Source organism: Henriciella marina (assembly GCF_027213945.1).
GTDB lineage: Bacteria > Pseudomonadota > Alphaproteobacteria > Caulobacterales > Hyphomonadaceae > Henriciella > Henriciella marina_A.
In genome coordinates this window covers 228,493-244,171 of sequence record NZ_JAPWGW010000004.1, presented here as the reverse complement: position 1 = coordinate 244,171, position 15,679 = coordinate 228,493, and the positions used below count along the sequence as shown (strand labels likewise).

Annotated in this window: 17 protein-coding genes and 1 tRNA gene; 10 read left to right on the top strand and 8 right to left on the bottom strand. The window is 57.1% G+C overall.

The window, feature by feature from the left end:
* Positions 1-4: 4 nt before the first annotated feature.
* Together rpiA and glmU are read right to left on the bottom strand one after the other, a co-directional pair.
* Positions 5-703, bottom strand: a complete 699-nt coding sequence (rpiA, locus tag O4G74_RS13185; protein WP_119380023.1) for a ribose-5-phosphate isomerase RpiA — start codon at positions 701-703, stop codon at positions 5-7.
* Between the two features lies 1 nt (position 704).
* Complete coding sequence (glmU, locus tag O4G74_RS13180) at positions 705-2,066, bottom strand: bifunctional UDP-N-acetylglucosamine diphosphorylase/glucosamine-1-phosphate N-acetyltransferase GlmU (RefSeq protein WP_269403075.1); 1,362 nt, start codon at positions 2,064-2,066, stop codon at positions 705-707.
* Here glmU and O4G74_RS13175 point away from each other — a divergent pair.
* A complete protein-coding gene (locus O4G74_RS13175; protein WP_269403074.1) occupies positions 2,065-2,832 on the top strand; it encodes an HAD hydrolase-like protein in 768 nt (255 codons plus the stop codon). The two genes, glmU and O4G74_RS13175, sit on opposite strands and share 2 nt — an antisense overlap.
* Here O4G74_RS13175 and O4G74_RS13170 read toward each other — a convergent pair.
* Complete coding sequence (locus O4G74_RS13170; protein WP_119380026.1) at positions 2,829-3,077, bottom strand: hypothetical protein; 249 nt, start codon at positions 3,075-3,077, stop codon at positions 2,829-2,831. The two genes, O4G74_RS13175 and O4G74_RS13170, sit on opposite strands and share 4 nt — an antisense overlap.
* Before the next feature lie 502 nt (positions 3,078-3,579).
* Here O4G74_RS13170 and O4G74_RS13165 point away from each other — a divergent pair.
* The 8 genes from O4G74_RS13165 (at position 3,580) to O4G74_RS13130 (ending at position 10,411) form a co-directional block, all read left to right on the top strand.
* Positions 3,580-3,654: transfer RNA gene (locus tag O4G74_RS13165), tRNA-Val, on the top strand.
* A gap of 40 nt (positions 3,655-3,694) precedes the next feature.
* Positions 3,695-4,399 carry a lysophospholipid acyltransferase family protein gene (locus tag O4G74_RS13160; protein WP_269403073.1) on the top strand — a complete coding sequence of 235 codons (705 nt, stop codon included), beginning with the start codon at positions 3,695-3,697 and terminating at the stop codon, positions 4,397-4,399.
* 52 nt (positions 4,400-4,451) lie between these two features.
* Complete coding sequence (locus O4G74_RS13155; protein ID WP_269403072.1) at positions 4,452-5,717, top strand: 3-deoxy-D-manno-octulosonic acid transferase; 1,266 nt, start codon at positions 4,452-4,454, stop codon at positions 5,715-5,717.
* Entirely contained in the window at positions 5,714-6,715 is a 1,002-nt protein-coding gene (lpxK, locus tag O4G74_RS13150) for a tetraacyldisaccharide 4'-kinase (RefSeq protein WP_269403071.1), read from the top strand. Before O4G74_RS13155 ends, lpxK begins: the two co-directional genes overlap by 4 nt.
* Positions 6,715-7,671 carry a lysophospholipid acyltransferase family protein gene (locus tag O4G74_RS13145; protein WP_269403070.1) on the top strand — a complete coding sequence of 319 codons (957 nt, stop codon included), beginning with the start codon at positions 6,715-6,717 and terminating at the stop codon, positions 7,669-7,671. Before lpxK ends, O4G74_RS13145 begins: the two co-directional genes overlap by 1 nt.
* Positions 7,672-7,724: 53 nt before the next feature.
* On the top strand, positions 7,725-8,129 hold the full coding sequence (locus tag O4G74_RS13140) for a DUF4345 family protein (RefSeq protein ID WP_269403069.1): 405 nt from the start codon (positions 7,725-7,727) through the stop codon (positions 8,127-8,129).
* Between the two features lie 22 nt (positions 8,130-8,151).
* On the top strand, positions 8,152-9,030 hold the full coding sequence (locus tag O4G74_RS13135) for a pseudouridine synthase (RefSeq protein WP_269403068.1): 879 nt from the start codon (positions 8,152-8,154) through the stop codon (positions 9,028-9,030).
* Positions 9,031-9,076: 46 nt separating this feature from the next.
* Positions 9,077-10,411, top strand: a complete 1,335-nt coding sequence (locus O4G74_RS13130) for a cytochrome P450 (RefSeq protein ID WP_269403067.1) — start codon at positions 9,077-9,079, stop codon at positions 10,409-10,411.
* On the opposite strand, the gene O4G74_RS13125 is transcribed toward O4G74_RS13130, so the two are convergent.
* Positions 10,408-11,175: an OmpA family protein gene (locus O4G74_RS13125; RefSeq protein WP_269403066.1), complete on the bottom strand. Its 768-nt coding sequence runs from the start codon at positions 11,173-11,175 to the stop codon at positions 10,408-10,410. The genes O4G74_RS13130 and O4G74_RS13125 overlap by 4 nt on opposite strands.
* Before the next feature lie 174 nt (positions 11,176-11,349).
* Here O4G74_RS13125 and O4G74_RS13120 point away from each other — a divergent pair, with 174 nt between their 5' ends.
* Positions 11,350-11,661, top strand: a complete 312-nt coding sequence (locus tag O4G74_RS13120) for a hypothetical protein (protein ID WP_269403065.1) — start codon at positions 11,350-11,352, stop codon at positions 11,659-11,661.
* A gap of 13 nt (positions 11,662-11,674) precedes the next feature.
* On the opposite strand, the gene O4G74_RS13115 is transcribed toward O4G74_RS13120, so the two are convergent.
* From O4G74_RS13115 to purD, 4 genes are all read right to left on the bottom strand, one after another.
* The gene (locus O4G74_RS13115) at positions 11,675-12,577 is read right to left on the bottom strand and encodes a hypothetical protein (protein WP_269403064.1); all 903 of its coding nucleotides are present in this window, start codon (positions 12,575-12,577) and stop codon (positions 11,675-11,677) included.
* A 6-nt stretch (positions 12,578-12,583) separates the two neighbouring features.
* Positions 12,584-13,672: a phosphotransferase family protein gene (locus O4G74_RS13110; protein ID WP_119380037.1), complete on the bottom strand. Its 1,089-nt coding sequence runs from the start codon at positions 13,670-13,672 to the stop codon at positions 12,584-12,586.
* 161 nt (positions 13,673-13,833) lie between these two features.
* A complete protein-coding gene (locus tag O4G74_RS13105; RefSeq protein WP_269403063.1) occupies positions 13,834-14,265 on the bottom strand; it encodes a PA2169 family four-helix-bundle protein in 432 nt (143 codons plus the stop codon).
* Between the two features lie 78 nt (positions 14,266-14,343).
* Positions 14,344-15,633, bottom strand: coding sequence for a phosphoribosylamine--glycine ligase (purD, locus tag O4G74_RS13100; protein WP_269403062.1), 1,290 nt, complete (start codon positions 15,631-15,633; stop codon positions 14,344-14,346).
* Between the last annotated feature and the right edge of the window lie 46 nt (positions 15,634-15,679).

Sequence of the window (15,679 nt, the reverse complement as noted above, 5' to 3'; positions counted from 1 at the left end):
CGCCTCAATATTCAAATATTGAGGCCCCATCATCGCTGCCAATAATCACTGTGCGAGCTAGACCGATGAAAAGACCGTGCTCCACGACGCCGGGGATTACCGAAAGAAGCTCGGCCGCATAGGCCGGGTCTGGAATGACTGAACAGGCGCAATCGAGAATGTAATTGCCGCCATCGGTTACGAGCGGTTTGTCACCACTTCCCCGGCGCACATCGATGCGTGGCCGCGACACGCCTGACGTCTTGAGCGCGTCGTAGACCTTCTTGGCCGTGATGGTGAAACCGAACGGCGTGACCTCTACCGGAAGCGGGAAAGAGCCGAGCACTTCGACCTGCTTCGAGGGGTCCGCGATCACGATCATGAGGTCGCTGGCATTCGCGATGATCTTTTCTCGTAGAAGTGCCGCACCGCCGCCTTTGATGAGTTGAGCCTGATCATCGACCTCATCGGCACCGTCCACGGTGAGATGAATGCGATCAACCTGCTCAACAGGTACCAACGGCACCCCGAGCGATTCGGCCAGGCGGCGCGTTTCCTCACTTGTCGGCACGCCGCGCACAACAAGACCATCCGCTATCTCGTCTGCCAGCGCCTCGACGAAGAATTTTGCGGTGGAGCCGGTGCCAAGACCGAGTGTCATGCCGTCTTCGACGAACTCAATAGCGGCCGTTGCCGCGTTTTCCTTTTCGCGTTCAAATGCCAATTTATATCTCCTGACGCTTTGAGGATTTCTCGCGCTGCTTCTGTTCTCTGAAGCCTTTGCTCCAGCCCGGCTTCTCGACCTGTTTTCCGCGGCCGAGGGCAAGCGCGTCATCCGACACATTCTGGGTAATTACAGAGCCTGAACCGACTATGGCCCGTTCGCCGATCGATACGGGCGCCACAAGTGCGCTGTTTGAACCGATGAAAGCCTCTGCACCAATCTCAGTTCGGTATTTCAGGAAGCCGTCATAGTTGCAAAAAATCGTGCCGGCGCCGATGTTTGCGCCCGCGCCAACCGAACCATCACCAAGGTAAGCCAAGTGATTGGCTTTGGCGCCTTTGCCGACAGTCGTGTTCTTGACCTCGACAAAGTTACCTATGCGGGCCTTCTCACCTATCTCGGCACCCGGCCTGAGACGGGCATACGGCCCGACTTCTGCGCCTGTGCGCACGATAGCTCCCTCAAGATGCGAGAAAGCGCGGACACGAGCGCCGGCTTCAACTTCGACGCCCGTTCCAAAAACAACATTCGGCTCAATTTCGACATCGTTTCCGATCGTCGTATCGTGAGAGAAGAAGACCGTTTCCGGCGCAATCATCGTGACGCCTTCACGCAGAAATGTATCGCGGCGCTTTGCCTGGAAAACCGCTTCTGCCTGCGCCAGTTCCACGCGTGAGTTCACGCCCATGACATCTTGTTCATCGCAGGTGACGGCACGGCAAACACATCCCGCCTCATTCGCAAGCCCGACAATATCAGTGAGGTAGTATTCCCCTTTTGCATTGTCGTTCGTGACTTTCGACAGGAGGTCGAACATCAATTCCCTCGCCCCGGCCATGACACCGGAATTGCAAAGCCTGATGGTGAGTTGTTCAGCACTCGCCTCCTTGGCCTCGACTATACCCTCGAGCCTCCCATCAGCAGTCTGGATCAGACGACCGTAAGCACCTGGCTCTTCCGCTTCGAAACCAAGCACGCCGAGATCGGCACCGCTCGCGAGCTCGCTAAAAAGATCGTTTACCGCGGTTTCCGGAATGAGCGGGCAATCGCCATAGAGCACGATCAGATCGCCGTCGAAGTCCTGAAGAACCTGTTCGCCAGCCTGAACCGCATGCCCGGTTCCCATTGGCGGGTCCTGAATGACGAAGGATCCTTCACCCAGCTCCCTGGTCACGTGATCCTGAAGCGCCTCCGAGCCGGCACTCACGACAACGATTATACGACGACAGCCGGACTTGCGCGCCAGGTCTATCGACCAGTCCAGCATTGCGCGGCCGCCAACCTTGTGGAGCACTTTCGGAACTTCCGACTTCATTCGTGTGCCCTGGCCTGCCGCCAGGATGAGCGCCGCCCGGTCTTGCATGATCAAAAAGTCTCGTTCTGCCTTGCCTTGTCGCCTAAACCATCAAACGACTCGATGCGAGAGGATAGAACAAGCAAGCATGACTTCCGACACACTTTCCGGCTGGACGATCGTTTTTGACCTCGATGGCACGTTGGTGGACACCGCGCCGGATCTGCACCTTGCGCTCAACCACTGCCTGTCCAAGGCAGGCTTTCAAGCTGTACCGTTCGAAAGCGTCCGCCACATGATCGGCCAGGGCGCGAAAGCTATGATCGAGAAAGGTCTCGCCTTCCAGGGTGTCAGCCGAGCATCGGCCGAGACCGAGCCCCTCTGGCATTCATTTCTGCAGTATTATGAAGCCAACATCTGCGCGGAAAGCAGACCCTTCAAGGGCGCCACAAGGTCGCTTGAATCCCTGGCAGCGATGGGCGCGACGCTGGCGATCTGCACAAACAAGACCCAGCATCTGGCCGAAACACTGATTGGAAAGCTCGGCCTGACGAGCCGTTTTGCAAGCGTTTGTGGCGCTGATAGCGTTCCACATAAAAAACCTTCAGGGGAACATATTCTGCATACTGTCGATCGAGCAAACGGCTCGCCCGACAGGGCAATTATGATTGGCGACAGCCAGACAGACGAAAGGGCAGCCCGGAATGCCGGACTGCCCTTCGTGTACGTTACCTTTGGATACGGCCCATCACCGGAAAACTGGGATGACACAAGATGTCGTGCGTCTTCCTACGTGGAAGTGATGGACGCTATCCAGTCAGTCGCGAACCCTTAGGCCGCTTCGACGACAACGTCGTTCGGACGATAGCTCGTGCGAACTTCTTCCTGCGTCTTCGCAATGCGACGGCGTGGCATGCCGTTCACCATATTGCTGCGCAGGTCAGTACGTGCGCTGCGCATTGCAGGAACGAAGCCAGCATCGACCAGGTCTACGTCGACTTCATAGCCGCGCTCTGCCCAATACTCGCGAATTTTCTCACGAAGACGTTTTGCACCTTCGTTGTTGCACCAATCTTTCATTTCAATCTCTCCAGACTATTTATTTAGGCTCGGAGGCTTAGCTCCAGCCCGTCTGTCCTTCTTTGTTGCTCGTTTTATCCAACGAGGGACATCGCTATGTCAGACCCCGTTCGTGTCGGTTAAATGACAACTTCGCCCGCGATTCACAACCCTTTCCGACTATGAAATTAGGTTTAGGTTCGAAGATGAACGGCCGTTCATACTGAACAGTTGTTCATCTTCGATGCGAGTTCGCAATTTTGCGCCCCTTGAACCTTTTCAATTGCAACTAAATTGCTTTCGGACGTCGATATCGGAACACGGGCGGGCATGTTTGCCCTTCGTCAATCGCCAATCTTGCCTTAACACAATGTGTCGCACCCAGACGCTGAGCGGCTAGCTGATTGCAGTTCTGCATGCCTGATTTGCAAACTTATTCTGAGAAACGGGCTTCTTCGGGCGTTGATGTCTTATCGCGTTGACCCAGAACACCCCTCGATATAAGACCGCGCTTCCTGTTTTCGGGCGATTAGCTCAGTGGTAGAGCACTGCCTTCACACGGCAGGGGTCACTGGTTCGAACCCAGTATCGCCCACCATTCCATTTCCAGGCGGCAGGAACGGGAGACAGCCTCTCAGATGAAGTCTTTCCTGCGTTCGCCGTTCATATCCGCCACTCTTGGTTATCTAATCTGGGCCTACATGGTCCTATGTGCCCGAACTATCCGTTGGACAGTCGAAGGCGATGATACTTTCAGAAAGGCATGGGCGGCGGAGAATGGCCTGCTGGTAGCCGGGTGGCATTCGAGGGTGCTGCTATTGCCCGTCATCTGGAGCAAGATCGCGCGAAAGCTGCCCGCCAAGGAATATCCGACTTCCATGCTAATCTCGCTGTCCAAGGACGGCGAAGCCGTTGCCAAAGCAATCGAACATCTTGGACTGGAGGCAGTACGCGGCTCGTCCTCTGATAAGCGAAAGAACAAGGATAAGGGCGGCGCAGCAGCTGTTGCAGAAACGAGCAAACGCCTTCGGTCCGGTAGCGTTGTCTGCATTACGCCTGATGGTCCCCGCGGCCCTGCCGAAACCGTGCAGCCGGGCACACTTATCATGGCGCAGCGCACCGACGCCCTCATCATTCCTTATGCGCTCGACTGCCGACCGGTCTTCAGACTGGACACCTGGGACAGATTCATGATCCCTCTCCCCTTCACAAAAGGGGCCATGATCCTTGGGGCGCCCCTCAGCGTGAAAAGGACCGTCGGCAAGGAAGAAAGACTGCGCCAGATAGAAGAGGCGATGAACGCAGCTTACGAGCGAGCCGCAGCCGTCGTTGCAAAGCGCTAGCAGTTTAGCGTCTGGCGAAGCCTGTAGAGCAGATTATCTTCACCAGATGAGCATGGGCCGTTTCCTTTATAGAACCACGACGCGCGCAGCGCAGCCCTTTCTCGGGTCACTGCTGCGCCGCAGGGCGAAGCACGGCAAGGAAAATGCTAAACGGATAGCAGAGCGGTTCGCCCGCCCGGATATGGACCTTACGCCAGCCCATCTTGTCTGGATGCATGGTGCGAGTATTGGTGAAACGAGGCTCTTGCTCGAAGTCGCTGAAAGACTTGGCGCGAAACGCGCAAACCTTCACTTCCTGTTCACAAGCCAGACTCAGACCGCAGCTGAGCTGATCAATCGCCACTTAAATGGCTCCGACGTTTTGCGTGAACGAGGCCGCTACCAGGTGGCCCCGCTCGACACACCCGACATCGCAGCCCGCTTTCTCGACAATTGGCAGCCCATCCTTTGTGTCTTCGCTGAAGGCGAAATCTGGCCGAACCTCATATTGGAAGCCAGCAGCCGGAAAATCCCTCTTGCTCTCATCAATGCGCGTATGACCAATAAGTCCGTGAAAGGCTGGACCTTTTGGCAGGGGTTTGCTCGCGAAGTGTTTTCGAGCTTTGATACAATTATCGCTGCGGACCACCAGACAGCTGAGGCGCTCCGAAATTTGGCTCAGACCGACGTGCCCTGTCCTGGCAGTCTCAAACTTTCGCTGTCGGTCGGCGACATTAGCGAAACCGAGGCTCAGGCCATTCGTAACGCCTTTATTGGTGGGCGACGCTGCATTGTCGCGGTTTCTACCCATGAAGGTGAGGAGGCGTGGATACTCAACGCCCTCGAGGGAATTGATCCGCGACCTGCCCTGACCATTATTCCGCGCCATCCAGAACGTCGCGAAGCAATTGAGAGCCTGCTCAAGGACCGCGGGCTGACCTTCTCTGTACGTTCTCGCGGCGAAACTCCGACGACAGCAGACGACGTGCTTTTGTGTGACACGCTTGGAGAAGTGGCCCTCTTCGCCAGCGTTTCCGACAGCGTCTATCTCGGAGGTGGTCATGCAAACGGCGTTGGTGGGCACAACCCGATCGAGATCCTGCGCATCGGCAAGCCGGTCTTCACCGGGCCGCACATACACAATTTTGCCGACCTTGCTGCCAGGCTGGAAGGCAATACCAGTTTCCAGATCGTTCGCGACCAGGAAGCACTGCGACGAGCTTTCCCCCTGCCCCCGCCTTCACACACGCTTAAGGCGTCTCTTAAGGCGCAGGCAGAAGAGCCCATGCGCGTGACGCTTAACGCGCTGGACAGGTTGTTGGAACAGACCACTTCATGATGCGCTCACCACGCTTCTGGGACCGTGACGTCGACCCAAAGTCACGCGAGGGGGCACCGCTGACCCGGCTCCTGATGACGCCACTTGCTGCGGTCTATGCCGGGGTCACTGCCCGGCGCATACGCAACGCCGATCCTTTTAAGATCGGCATTCCTGTGATCTGTGTCGGCAACCTCACGGCGGGCGGCAGTGGGAAGAGTCCCGTCGTTGCTGCCATACGGCAACATCTCACCGGGCTGCATGATGGCATTCGAGCTGCCAGCCTGTCGCGCGGCTATGGCGGCAAGTTGCAAGGTCCGCTGCGGGTTGATCCTGAAATACACAACGCCTCGCAAGTTGGCGACGAAGCGCTCATGCTGTCTCAATCCGGCGAAGCGTGGATTGGCGCCAACCGCGCTGCCGCCGGTCAGGCAATGGAATCTGATGGCGTCGATGTCATAGTTATGGATGATGGGTTCCAGAACCCCGGCCTGGCGAAAACGCTTTCCATTATTGTCGTCGATGCCGCTTCAGGCTTTGGGAACAGCCATGTGATTCCGAAAGGCCCACTGCGCGAACCCGTCCAGGCGGGGCTCGCCCGGGCCGATGCCGTAATTCTGATGGGTGCAGGTGAACCGCCCGACGAGTTGAGCGACTTCGAGGGGCCGGTTTTTCGCGCCAGTATAATGCCTGCTTCGCCTCCAACGCCTGGGGCTTATGTTGCTTTTGCGGGCATCGGCAGGCCAGAGAAATTTTTTGACACGCTGAAAGCCTACGGAACGCCGCCACTAGACGCGGTACCTTTCGGCGACCATCACACTTATAGTGAAAGTGACCTCAGATATCTTCGAGCGCTCGCGGCCGATTACAACGCGCAGCTGATCACAACCGAGAAGGATTTTGTCCGGCTGCCCCCCGCACAGCGCAAAGATATCGCCACACTCCCCGTTGCTGCCCAGCTCCAACGGTCGTCTGATCTGGTAGAACTCCTCAAGCCTGTTACAGACAGGCTTATGTGATGAGCGACGACAAGACCCAATACATCAGGCCGAAAGACATCGACGATCGGTCGACCTGGCGCCAGCGACTTGCCTGGCTTTTGGAAGCGGTTGCGTGGGATCTCATCTACTGGTGGCCCATGAAAGCGCTGGGGCCTGACCGGGCCTCGGATTTTGCTGGCTGGCTGGTCAAGCGGATTGCCCCGCTGCTGAGCCAGGACAAAACGGTCAAGCGCAATCTTCGCATGGCTTTCCCTGACTGGACAGAGGCGAAGGTCGAAGAGGTGGCAAAGGCAAGCTGGGAAAGCGTGGGACGGACGGCCGGTGAACTACCGCACCTGCCGAGGATACACCCTTATGAGGGCGACCGGGTCGAGGTCATACACCCGGAGCGACTGGACGCGGTCGAGACGAGCGAAAAAGGTGCAGTCTTTATATCAGGTCATTTCGCGAACTGGGAGGTGATGGCGGCTGTCATCTGTCGTCGGCCTGTCGATTGTCTCGTGACCTACAGGGCACTGAACAACCCGCATATTGACCGGCGCATCAATAAGGTCCGTCATGATTACGGCATAGGCGTCCTAACGCCGAAGGGCCTCGGCACGCGTGAACTGATGCGGGCTTTGTCGGCGGGTCGCTCTGTTGCATTGATGAACGACCAGAAATTCAACAAGGGCCTCGGCGTTCCCTTCTTTGGTCATGAAGCAATGACCGCACCGGGGCCTTCACGTCTTGCGTTGAAATATGACGTACCGATTATCCCCGTCTCGACCTTGCGGACCGGGCCTGCACGTTTTCAAACCACAATTCATGAACCAATACGCCCTCGCGCCGGGCTGGACGGCGAAGACGCTGTTCGCGATTGCGTTCAACAAATTACCAATTTCATCGAAGCGCAGGTGCGAGCCTACCCTGAACAGTGGTTCTGGCAGCACAGGCGCTGGCCGAAATCGGCCTGGAAAAATGCAGGTGTTTAGCTAGCTAAACCATTTGAACCGTCACATCGCTTTCTGGCCGCCAGGGAAACCACATGTCACCATTCATTCTGCTTTCGTCGGCCGCGCTCGTATTTTGCGCCCTTATCGGTCTTGGCGCACTCTTCGCCCCGAAATGGGCGCAGGGCGTTGTGAGGCTGGTTCCAGACCCTGATCCGGCGCGCCCGGGGGGATTTTCAGAGTTCCGCGCCACCTATGGCGGCCTGCTTTTCATGCTACACATTACAGCGCTGGTTATCCTGCTGCGCTTGAATAATCCGCTTGCCTTACTCGCCATCATGCCCGTCGCAGCTGGCTGGTTTGGCGCGGGCCTTGGCCGTTTGGTTTCCCATCTTGCAGATTCGAAAGAGAACCGGGCACCGGGCCTCATCCCTGTATGGATTGCTGTGGAGTTCGCACTGGCCCTTGCAATTGCTTCCCCGGTTCTTCACCTAGGCTGATGCCTTTCTAGAGGAACAGCACATGACGGATCGTCGAGAGACGCCCCGGCCCGGCAGACGGACCAAACCCAGCCAGATTTCATCGCACGTCGACCCCGACTGGTCCGGCGGCGAGCGCATTGCGAAATGGCTTGCGCGAGCAGGTATTGCATCGCGGCGCGAGAGCGAAACGCTGATCGAGGCAGGCAAGGTAACGGTCAATGGCCGCAAGCTGACCTCCCCCGCCTTCAAGGTGACCGGCAAGGAGTCAATCAAGGTCAACGGCAAACCCGTAAAAGCCCCTGAGAGCACGCGGCTGTGGCGCTATCACAAGCCTTCCGGTTTGATCACAACGACGCACGACCCCGCCGGTCGGCGTACGATCTTCGAAGAATTGCCAAAGCATCTTCCGCGCACTGTCACTGTCGGCCGACTGGACCTGACGACGGAAGGGCTGCTGCTTCTGACCAATGACGGCGAGCTCGCACGCACGCTTGAGCTCCCGCGGAATGCGTTCCGTAGACGCTACCGTGCAAGGGCACATGGCCGCGTGACGCAAGACAAGATCGAAGCTTTGAAAGATGGCGTCACCGTGGACGGCGTCACCTACGCGCCCATCATCGCGGAGCTTGAGCGCGAAACGGGGACAAATAATTGGATCAAGGTTGAATTGACCGAAGGCAAGAAGCGTGAGGTTCGCCGGGCTCTTGAGTCGGTCGGGCTTGAGGTGAACCGCCTCATCCGCACAGAGTATGGTCCTTTCGAGCTGGGCGATCTCGCGCCAGGCGCTGTCGAGGAAGTACCATACCAGATGCTGATGGAGGCGCTTGGACCGATGCTTCCCGCGCAACCTGTTCGCCGCAAGCCCGAGCCAAAGAAGCAGAGGGCTGACGCTAAGAAAGGCCTTAACAGACGCCGTTAGTCAGATAATGCTGGGTCGGTCCGTACAAGACCATCTGGAGACCCAAATGTCAGACACAGCCGTTGCCCAGCCGCCAGAGACCAAGAAAGATCCGTCTCGCCAGATGAGCGACGCGGCTCGCGCTACGAGTGACCTCATCGTGAGCCCCGATGTCTATGCCCATATGGATCAGCTTGATGCAGCGTTCTCGAGGCTTCGCGCAGAGGACCCGGTCGCCTGGTGCGAACCTGAAGCCTTCCGGCCATTCTGGGCCGTGACCAAGCATGCTGACATCATGGAAGTCAGCCGCCAGAACAAGCTCTTCACAAATGGCGAACGTGAGATGCTGAGCTATGAAAGCGCCGAGGAACGTGTCTATGCACAGACAGGCGGACCGCACCTTCTCAAGACACTCGTTCAGCTTGATGACCCAATGCATTACAAACTGCGTCATCTGACGCAGGACTGGTTCATGCCACACAAGGTAAAAACCCGCGAAGACGCCATCCGCACGATCGCCAAGGAGTTCGTCGACCGTATGGAAGACATGGGCGGCGAATGCGACTTCCAGCAGGACATTGCCCTTTACTATCCGCTGCGCATCATCATGCAGATCCTGGGGGTGCCGGTCGACGATGAACCGATGATGCTGAAGCTCACCCAGGAAATCTTCGGCGCTCAGGATCCCGACCTTATGCGCGACAAGAGCCTGTCCGAACAAGGCGACGCAGATAAAGGCCTCTCCTCGATCCAGGAGACGCTCGCCCAGTTCTTCATGTATTTCACGAATATAACTCAGGACCGCCGCGACAATCCGAAAGACGATGTCTCGACCGTCATTGCGAACGGCACAGTCGATGGAGAACCTATCGGGCAACTCGAAGCGATGAGCTACTACATCATCGTCGCGGCTGCGGGCCATGACACGACCAGCGCATCGACAGGCGGCGGCGTGCTTGGCATGCTGAACAATCCAGCCCAGCTGAAAAAGATGATGGATGATCCGAAAGGCATGTCCCGCACCGCGGTTGATGAAGCCATTCGCTGGACGACGCCGGTGAAACATTTCATGCGGACGGCTCAAGACGATTACGAGCTGCGCGGCCGCAAGATCCTTAAAGGTGAAAGCCTGCTGCTCTGCTACCCGTCCGGCAATCGCGATGAAGATGTGTTCAACGATCCGTTCGAGTTTCGCGTGGACCGGAGCCCGAACAAGATCATCTCATTTGGGCATGGAGGACATATGTGCCTTGGCATGCACCTCGCCCGACTTGAGATGCAGGCCATCTATGAAGAGCTCTTCTCCCGCGTGAAATCGATCGAACTCGCTGGTGAGCCGAGCTTTATTCGCGCGAACTTTGTCGGCGGACCAAAGTCCATTCCCGTGCGCTACAAGTTCTAGTCGACTGACTCGCTAGGAACGGGTTCGGCGTTACCAACGCTGAACTCGATACGGCGGTTACGCGCATAGGCAGCCGTGGTCTGCGACGTGTCTATGGGTTGGCTCTCGCCATAACCGACCGCGCGAAGCGAAGACGACGCCACGCCCAGATCGATAAAATAGTCCCGAATGGTGTTTGCACGGGTCTGTGACAGGCGTTGATTGAAGGATTCCGCACCACGGGCGTCCGTGTGTGCGCCAATCTCTATACCGTGGCGGTCACACAGAAGAGCAATCGCACCAAGCGCAGCTGCTATCGGCATTGTCTCGTCGGAAATTGCGGCATTGCCGGCCGAGAACTCGACCGTGCGACCATCAAGGACACCCGCAAAAGCCGCCGTGCAGGCTGAAACAGAAGGCGACGCCGGCAAGCTTGTAACCGGTATGCCTACGGGGTCTGATGCGCCTTCGATCTTGATCACGTCAACAATGACGCGTGCGCCATCGTTTGCGATGGTATCGTTCCTGATAGCTGTTGACGCAGCTTCCAGCGCAGAGAGCTTCTCATCCCCATCTGTTGCGGTGCCTTCGATAAGCGCAATGCCGCTCCGCTCGCGGATCGAAAGCCAATCATAGCCTGCCTGTCGCAAATCATCCTGCAGACGGCCTGCCCACTGCAACGATGAGGTGTCAGACCCTTCCTTCGCGCTCGCTTCGATTGGAATACCTGATGCTGGAATGAATAGTCCGTCGGCAAACTGGTAAGATCCTTCCGCCAGTTCCACGCAAGCACTCGGCGCGCTGACCTGAGTTCCCGCCTCACTCACACCGGCGGCATCACAAGCAGCTAAGCCGGCCGCCAAACAAACCGAAGCCATATTCGCTCGTATTGTCGGTTTTCGCATTTGCTCTACTCTCCCGGCCGACGGCACTTCGCATATAGGAAGACGCTGACCGCCATGGCAATTTTCAATTTACGCAATCTCGCCGTTTCCGGCGGTGCAGTGTCTATGAGTTTGATTGCCAACGCACAAAGTGGAGCCGGAGCTCCAACATTTGATAAAAACGATGCGGCGCTCGACAAGCTGGTCGAAGCTTGCTTCGAGATGGAGGGGGGGGTGACCCTTGTCCAGGGAATCGAAACAATCTGCTACCCGCACATGAGGCGGTTCATCAGATCCTGGGCTGAACCGGCGAACAATATCTACAACCACAGCACGACACAGACCGCCGCACAGACCGACTTATTCGTTTCAAACTATATGTCCTGAGAGCAGGTTCTGTTCAGGCCAGCAGGTCCTTCGGGTAATCAGGATAGCTTGCTTTCATGACACCATGATTGAGCAGCATCTGCGCTTTCAGGTCTGAACCGCCCTCATCGTAAAAGCTTGTCAGCACCCAATAGTTCTCGACGCGTCGGCTTTGCGAAAGGGCTACCACTTCGCGCTTGAGTCGGTAGGTTTCGCCGACAAAGAGCGGTCCATCGACCATCTTGATTTCAAGGTCGGCGAACAGGCCGATGGAGGGCCGCTTTACCGGCCAACTCACCATTCCGCCCGTATAATTGCCCAGAACAGACACCATCTCGGTTGGCACAATTGCCCTGCCCCAGGGCGAAGCAGACGCATCATGATACCAGTCCAGAGGCTCTGTGATCTTCTGCAGCTTGTCATTCAGCGAAAATGGATAGAGATCGCCCATATGCTGGTCTGGATCCATTCGCACCAGTTCGTCGTCCGGGCCTGTCATACCCGTTTTCATGTCTGACAGAATAACAAGGTCGCCCGCCGGGCGTAGCTTCGCCATCCGTGCAGCCAGCAGTGTTTCGCCGTGGTCTGGGCCAAGCGTCGCGCTTGCTTCAAGCACCGGCGTGCCGTCAGCCTTCTCAGCGCGGCAATAGGCAAAGGTGTCAGTCTTGGGTTCGATAAAGACGCGAACCTCTTCTCCCTCTACCACCATGTTCTGGAAGTGGGTCGAGAAGCAGCCGCGTTCAAACCAGGCTTTGCCGAACAGGTCGACCAGAAATGGCGAGAACTGGCTGAAATGCGTCGGTCCCTCGATTGGGCCGGCCCTGATGCCAAGTTTCTCGGCTTCAGCATCGTCGTGGATGGAGCTGTGCCCGTCATAGGACTGCTCTGCCAGCATCTGGGCAGGTTTGCGAAGCGGCCCTTCGATCACCTTCGACATAAGAGACTAGCCCTCCATCCCGGCCATGCGCGCGCGCTCTGCCGCGAACTTCGCAAGAGGAACAACACGCTCGGCATTGGCTGCAGCATTGGCATTCGATGCGGTGCCATCGCGCACGCGTCCAACGATCCCTTGGAGAATGCCAGCAAGACGGAAAGCATTGTAGGAGAAATAGTAATTGAGGTCCGGCATGCCGTCCCGGCCCGTATGCTGGCAATACAGGTCGACATATTCTTCCAGCGTTGGAATGCCCCAGGCCTTCAGGTCCTTGATGTTGGCGATCGACCCACGCGATTCGTCATTGCCTGGCATTACCCAGTTCATGAGGTGGTAGGAGAAATCAGCCAGCGGGTCGCCAAGCGTCGAGAGCTCCCAGTCCAGAACGGCAGTCACCTTTGGGTCCGTTGGATGCAGGACCATATTATCCAGACGATAGTCGCCATGGACGATGGTGACGTCTTCGTTCTTCGGAAGGTTTTTCGGCAACCAGTCGATCAGTTGCTCCATTTCCGGAATATGCATCGTCTCGGATGCCTTGTACTGCTTGGTCCAGCGATGGATCTGGCGGGCGCAATAGTCGCCTTCCTTGCCGAAATCCTGCAAGCCGACTTTCTTGTAATCGGTGTTGTGCAGGTCAGCGAAGGTCTTCACCTTCGCCTCGTAGATCGCGCGGCGCTGGGCCGGCTCATAGTCTGGCAGCGTCTGATCCCACAGGATGCGGCCATCTACATTGTCCATGACGTAGAAGATCGTGCCGATGACGTCTTCATCCATGCAGAGGCCATAGGGACGCGCGACCGGGAAGCCGGTTGGATAAAGCGCATTGATGACCTTGAATTCACGGTCCACTGCGTGCGCTGATGGCAGCAGCTTGCCCGGTGGTTTACGGCGCATGACGTAGACTTTGTTCGGCGTGAAAAGCTTGTAGGTCGGGTTCGACTGGCCACCCTTGAATTGCTTGACGGTCAGTGGACCTTCATAGCCCTCTACGTTCGCTTCCATCCAGGCTGCGAGGTTGGCTTCGTTAAACCTGTGAGATTCGGCCACATCCTTCGTGCCGCTGAACATTTCCTGCGCATTGTCGGCTTCTGACATGGCTCTGCTCCCTGATCATCTTGTCTTGCGGCAACCTACCGAAACGCTGGCGACGGACAAGCGTCTCGCAAGGTAATCTCAACGACAGTTGCACCCCTGAACGCAAAGAGGCCGGCTCAAGGCCGGCCCCTCTATATTTCAATAACGCATCACTGCTTGGCTCAGGTGAGCGCGTCAGCGAATTTTTCGCCCTGGCGCGCAGAGTTCTTTGCCCGTTTCAAAAGCTCGGTGGTTTCAGGGTCGAGGCCAGAGCTCTCCAGCTTCGAATCAATCCGGTCGCCAAGATAGTCTTCGCCATCGTCCACCGCTTCGAGAGCTGCCTTCTCATCGCTCATGAAGAGCGACGTAAAGTCTGCCCAGCTGCGATGCAGGGCACCAGCCGCACCGCCGTCGGTTTCCGGCTCGCCGCCAAGGTCACGGACGCGGGCCTGAAAAGCTGTAACAAGTTCACTTCGCTCATAGGCGAGCGTCTTGAACTTGTTTCGTAGACCGTGATTCTCATCGGCAACTTCACAAACCTTCTCATAGCCCTTCTGGCTATCGATCAGGGTCTTGGTGACTTCATTCAACACTTCGATATTCGGGTTCGACATTCTGTCATCTCCTTGTTGCGAACATGAAGATAACGACCAACACCAACATGCGGTTGCTGAGTGCTTGCAGAAAATCCGCTATTTCAAAGCGCGGTGTCCGATATCATTCCGGAAGAAGCCGCCGGGCCAATCAATGGCGCGCACACCTTCATACGCCTTGTCGATGGCGACCTTGAGGCTATCGCCGGTTGCCGTCACGCCGAGTACACGCCCGCCAGCCGCAACCACCTCATTCTTGTCATTGATATCGGTACCGGCGTGAAACACAGTCACGCCTTCAATCTCATCCGCACCGTCGACCCCATTAATGATGGTGCCTTTGACAGGCTTGTCCGGGTATCCTTCAGCCGCCATCACCACGGTGGCGCTCGGCCTGAAGTCGGCCAGTCCCATCATGTCGCAGAGCGAAGCGTGGCTGCTGACGAGCCCTCCCGTTGAAGACACCAGAAGTGCAGGCACAATGTCACCCGGCAGGCCTGCCATGAGTGCCTGACATTCCGGATCGCCAAAACGCGCATTGAACTCGACGACTTTCGGGCCACTCTCGGTCGCCATAATGCCGACGTAAAGAACGCCCTGATACGGCATGCCATCTTCGGCCATGCCCGACAGCATCGGCTCGACGATCAGCGTCTGGACCAGTTCCATCATTCGCGCATCGACGATAGGTGCCGGTGCATACGCGCCCATACCGCCTGTGTTCGGGCCGACATCGCCATCACCAACACGCTTATGGTCCTGCGCCGCAGGCAGATAGATAGCGCCTTCTCCATCGGTCATCACAAAGATGGATGCTTCCTCGCCGGTCATGAACTCTTCTATGACTATCTCGGCGGAGGCATCGCCAAACTTGCCGGTCATGAATTCTTCGACCGTGTTCTCCGCATCTTCTTGCGACTCGACGATGACGACCCCTTTGCCGGACGCCAGACCATCTGCCTTGATGACGTACGGACCATCGATCGTTTCAAGATAATCGAGCGCCTCTGTCAGGTCGCTGAAGCGGCCATAGTCTGCCGTTGGCACGCCGTATTTCTTCATAAGGTCTTTGGCAAAACCCTTGGAGCTCTCGAGCTGAGCAGCTTGCTGGCTTGGGCCGAACACATCAAATCCGCGCGCCCGCAGTGCGTCAGAGGCCCCTGCCGCGAGTGGTGCTTCCGGGCCGATAATGATCAGGTCAGGCGTAATCTGGAGCGCCAGTTCCTGTACGGCTGTCAGATCTGTCGGGTCGAGATCGAAACACGGGCCGATCTTGTCCATGCCGGGATTGCCGGGCGCAGAGAAAACTTCGTCCACCAGCGGTGATTGCGCGATTTTCCAGGCCAACGCGTGCTCACGTCCGCCAGAACCAAGAATAAGAACTTTCATGGAAGGGGTGATGAACGCGATTTTCGGATGGATCAAGGCTTCTTGC

Excerpts from the sequence above, each read along its gene's own strand:
- O4G74_RS13175 (WP_269403074.1), top strand. The coding sequence starts at position 2,065 with ATGATCAAAAAGTCTCGTTCTGCCTTGCCTTGTCGCCTAAACCATCAA.
- glmU (WP_269403075.1), bottom strand. The coding sequence starts at position 2,066 with ATGCAAGACCGGGCGGCGCTCATCCTGGCGGCAGGCCAGGGCACACGA.
- O4G74_RS13170 (WP_119380026.1), bottom strand. The coding sequence starts at position 3,077 with ATGAAAGATTGGTGCAACAACGAAGGTGCAAAACGTCTTCGTGAGAAA.
- O4G74_RS13160 (WP_269403073.1), top strand. The coding sequence starts at position 3,695 with ATGAAGTCTTTCCTGCGTTCGCCGTTCATATCCGCCACTCTTGGTTAT.
- O4G74_RS13155 (WP_269403072.1), top strand. The coding sequence starts at position 4,452 with ATGGGCCGTTTCCTTTATAGAACCACGACGCGCGCAGCGCAGCCCTTT.
- lpxK (WP_269403071.1), top strand. The coding sequence starts at position 5,714 with ATGATGCGCTCACCACGCTTCTGGGACCGTGACGTCGACCCAAAGTCA.
- O4G74_RS13145 (WP_269403070.1), top strand. The coding sequence starts at position 6,715 with ATGAGCGACGACAAGACCCAATACATCAGGCCGAAAGACATCGACGAT.
- O4G74_RS13140 (WP_269403069.1), top strand. The coding sequence starts at position 7,725 with ATGTCACCATTCATTCTGCTTTCGTCGGCCGCGCTCGTATTTTGCGCC.
- O4G74_RS13135 (WP_269403068.1), top strand. The coding sequence starts at position 8,152 with ATGACGGATCGTCGAGAGACGCCCCGGCCCGGCAGACGGACCAAACCC.
- O4G74_RS13130 (WP_269403067.1), top strand. The coding sequence starts at position 9,077 with ATGTCAGACACAGCCGTTGCCCAGCCGCCAGAGACCAAGAAAGATCCG.
- O4G74_RS13120 (WP_269403065.1), top strand. The coding sequence starts at position 11,350 with ATGGCAATTTTCAATTTACGCAATCTCGCCGTTTCCGGCGGTGCAGTG.
- O4G74_RS13115 (WP_269403064.1), bottom strand. The coding sequence starts at position 12,577 with ATGTCGAAGGTGATCGAAGGGCCGCTTCGCAAACCTGCCCAGATGCTG.
- O4G74_RS13110 (WP_119380037.1), bottom strand. The coding sequence starts at position 13,672 with ATGTCAGAAGCCGACAATGCGCAGGAAATGTTCAGCGGCACGAAGGAT.
- O4G74_RS13105 (WP_269403063.1), bottom strand. The coding sequence starts at position 14,265 with ATGTCGAACCCGAATATCGAAGTGTTGAATGAAGTCACCAAGACCCTG.
- purD (WP_269403062.1), bottom strand. The coding sequence starts at position 15,633 with ATGAAAGTTCTTATTCTTGGTTCTGGCGGACGTGAGCACGCGTTGGCC.